The organism is Emticicia sp., from assembly GCF_043780375.1.
In the GTDB taxonomy this organism is placed as follows: Bacteria; Bacteroidota; Bacteroidia; order Cytophagales; family Spirosomataceae; genus Emticicia.
Map to the genome: position 1 here is coordinate 1 of NZ_JAYWCU010000297.1, position 3195 is coordinate 3195.

3 protein-coding genes and 1 pseudogene are annotated in these 3195 nt (G+C 36.7%); all 4 read left to right on the plus strand.

The genetic code is table 11. The annotated features are described in order from the left end of the window. Positions 1-521: pseudogene (locus tag ACH2CJ_RS21715) on the plus strand (hypothetical protein); the annotation flags it as partial. Further along, positions 454-906 (plus strand): thioredoxin-dependent thiol peroxidase, encoded by a 453-nt coding sequence (bcp, locus tag ACH2CJ_RS21720; protein WP_394996665.1) that lies wholly within the window; start codon positions 454-456, stop codon positions 904-906. The pseudogene ACH2CJ_RS21715 and the gene bcp, both read left to right, overlap by 68 nt. A gap of 174 nt (positions 907-1080) precedes the next feature. Then, complete coding sequence (locus ACH2CJ_RS21725; RefSeq protein ID WP_394996668.1) at positions 1081-1947, plus strand: transketolase; 867 nt, start codon at positions 1081-1083, stop codon at positions 1945-1947. Between the two features lie 79 nt (positions 1948-2026). Continuing rightward, the gene (locus ACH2CJ_RS21730; RefSeq protein ID WP_394996671.1) at positions 2027-2983 is read left to right on the plus strand and encodes a transketolase family protein; all 957 of its coding nucleotides are present in this window, start codon (positions 2027-2029) and stop codon (positions 2981-2983) included. The last annotated feature ends 212 nt before the right edge of the window (positions 2984-3195 follow it).

A 3195-nucleotide genomic window follows, 5' to 3' on the forward strand; every position in this document is an offset into this window, starting at 1 on the left:
CCATATCACCAAAAACAGCTGTTTATTATGTCAATGACGGCCGAAAATATTTGGGTGGAACTTGGTCAGGCAATCGAATTCAGTTTAAAACCAAAGAATTAGGTGATTTTCAAGTAATTTCAGACTATGAAGCACCTTCAATCAGACCTGTAAAAATTGATTCAACCGAACTACGTTTTTCTATTTCCGACGCACTTTCAGGTATTAAAACTTTTAATTGCTATGTCAATCAAAAATGGATTTTGATGGATTATGAATATAAATCAAACAGAATTTGGTCAATAAAATTAGACGAATCTGAAACATTTAATGGTGACTTGAAGTTAGAAGTAACTGATAATGTAGGAAATTTGGCTGTTTACGAAGTAAATATTAATGAATATATTCAACTTCAGAAAAAAATAAAGAAAAGTTCAAAAAAAGTATCAAAAAAGAAAGTAACCAAGAAAAAAAATGGCTCTACAAGTAGGAAATCCAGCTCCAAAAATTCAAGCAAAAAATCAAGTCGGAAACGTCGTTAATCTTTCCGATTTTGCAGGAAAGAAGGTCATTTTGTACTTTTATCCAAAAGATGACACTCCCGGTTGTACTGCTCAGGCTTGTAGCTTGCGAGATAATTATGAAGGACTTTTGGCAAAAGGCTTTGTTGTTTTGGGGGTTAGTGTCGATGATGAAAAATCTCATCAAAAATTTATTAAAAAACACCAGCTTCCATTTGATTTATTGGCCGATACTGAGCAAAAAATAGTTAATGACTATGGCGTTTGGGCCGAAAAATCGATGTATGGCCGCACATACATGGGCATTATTCGCACAACATTTGTGATAGATGAAAAAGGTATTATCGAAGAAATTATTCAAAAAGTAGATACAAAAAATCATGCAACTCAAATATTAGGGCAGTAATTTTTACTAAAAAAAACCTTATTTCACAAAAACCTCGCTTTCGTGAGGTTTTTGTGTTTATAAAGCAAGATGTATTGCGTACTTTTGCAGAATATCAGAAAAAAATATTCCTTTAATCATTTTTTACTTACTTTTGTATTAATTGTACATTTGACACTTAATAATTATTTTTAAATGCAAACCAAAGAATTACAAGACATCGCTTCGCAAGTTCGCCGAGACATCGTTAGAATGGTTCATGGCTGTCAATCAGGGCATCCTGGCGGTTCATTAGGTTGTACTGATTTAATTGTTGGCTTATATTTTCAACAAATGAAAATCAACAACCGTAAAGGCAAAGGTGGAAACCTTACTTTTAATATGGATGGTACGAACGAAGATTTATTTTTCCTTTCAAATGGTCATATCTCACCAGTTTTTTACAGCGTTTTATCTCATAGAGGCTATTTCGACAAAGCAGAATTAGCCACTTTCCGTAAAATAAACTCTCGTTTACAAGGGCACCCAACCACGCACGAGCATCTTCCAGGTATTCGTATTGCTTCGGGATCTTTAGGACAAGGCTTGTCGGTCGCTATTGGTGCAGCATTGGCAAAACGTTTGAACGGTGAAAAAACTACGATTTATTGCCTAATGGGCGATGGTGAGCAGCAAGAAGGACAAGTTTGGGAAGCAGCACAAGCAGCTCCACATCATAAACTGGATAACCTGATTGCGGTAATCGATTTAAATGGTCAACAAATTGACGGCCCAACCAAAAAAGTGATGGACAACCGTGACTTGAAAGCAAAATACAAAGCATTTGGTTGGAATGTTATCGAAATAGCTGATGGTAACGATATGGAGCAAGTAATTACTGGGCTTCGTAAAGCTAAACGTTTGTCGGGCAAAGGTCAGCCAATCATGATTTTGTTGAAAACCGAAATGGGTGCGGGCGTCGATTTTATGATGGGAAGTCACAAATGGCACGGTGTAGCTCCAAACGATGAGCAATTAGCTGCAGCACTGGCTCAATTGCCTGAGACTTTGGGCGATTATTAAGCGTATTTTAAGACATTTTCAAGTAAAACCCTGAAAAATCAAACAATCAATAGCTTTGTTTGATAAAAGATATTATAAAATGACAAAATATCCATTTACCGAGAAAAAAGATACACGCTCTGGATTCGGAGCAGGAATGACCGAGTTAGGTCGCACAAACCCTAATGTCGTAACACTTTGTGCCGACTTAGTGGGTTCGTTGAAAATTGATACTTTTATCAAAGAAAACCCTGAACGTTTTATCCAATGCGGTATCGCTGAGGCAAATATGATAGGCGTAGCCGCAGGTTTGACAATCGGAGGTAAAATTCCGTTTGCTACCACTTTTGCTAACTTTGGTTCAAGCCGTGTTTACGACCAAATTCGTCAATCAGTTGCTTATTCTAACAAAAACGTAAAGATTGCCGTTTCTCATGCTGGTCTTACTTTGGGCGAAGATGGAGCAACACACCAAATCTTAGAAGATTTAGCCATGATGCGTGCCATGCCAAACATGACAGTTATCAATCCTTGTGATTTTAACCAAACCAAAGCGGCAACAATCGCTGCAGCTAATCATAAAGGCCCAATTTATTTGCGTTTTGGTCGTCCGGTAGTTCCTGTTTTTACTTCTCCTGACCAAAAATTCGAAATCGGAAAAGCATGGATGGTTAGCGAAGGAAAAGATGTAAGCATCATTGCCACGGGTCATTTAGTTTGGGAAGCCATTCAGGCTTGTGAGATTTTGGAGGCTCAAGGTATTAGTGCGGAAATTTTAAATATTCATACCATTAAACCTTTAGACGAAAAAGCTATCTTAAAAAGTGTACGCAAAACAAAATGTGTAGTTTCGTGCGAAGAACACCAAATGAATGGCGGTTTGGGCGATGCCATTGCTCAAACTTTAGCAAAAAACTTCTTAGCACCACAAGAATATGTTGCTGTTGATAATTCATTCGGTGAGTCGGGAACTCCTGCTCAATTGATGGAAAAATATGGTTTAAATGCTGCAACAATCGTTGAGAAAGCCTTGAAAGTTATTGCGAGAAAAGGATGAATTTTATAAAAAACACGATTAAAAAAGTGGTTGGAGCATTTACTTGCACCAACCACTTTTGTTTTATTACTCTATTTTTTCACCATTTCAATCGTATAGTTTACTTCGACCTTAGAGGTTGTTTAAGTTTTTTTTTGCTGGTAAAAAATGATACTTTTTTGACTTAATCAAGGTTAAAAAAGTGAAATTTTGCGAGCAAAATGAGCCTTTTT

Coding starts and splice junctions, on each gene's coding strand:
- ACH2CJ_RS21730 (WP_394996671.1), top strand. CDS start 2,027: ATGACAAAATATCCATTTACCGAGAAAAAAGATACACGCTCTGGATTC.
- bcp (WP_394996665.1), top strand. CDS start 454: ATGGCTCTACAAGTAGGAAATCCAGCTCCAAAAATTCAAGCAAAAAAT.
- ACH2CJ_RS21725 (WP_394996668.1), top strand. CDS start 1,081: ATGCAAACCAAAGAATTACAAGACATCGCTTCGCAAGTTCGCCGAGAC.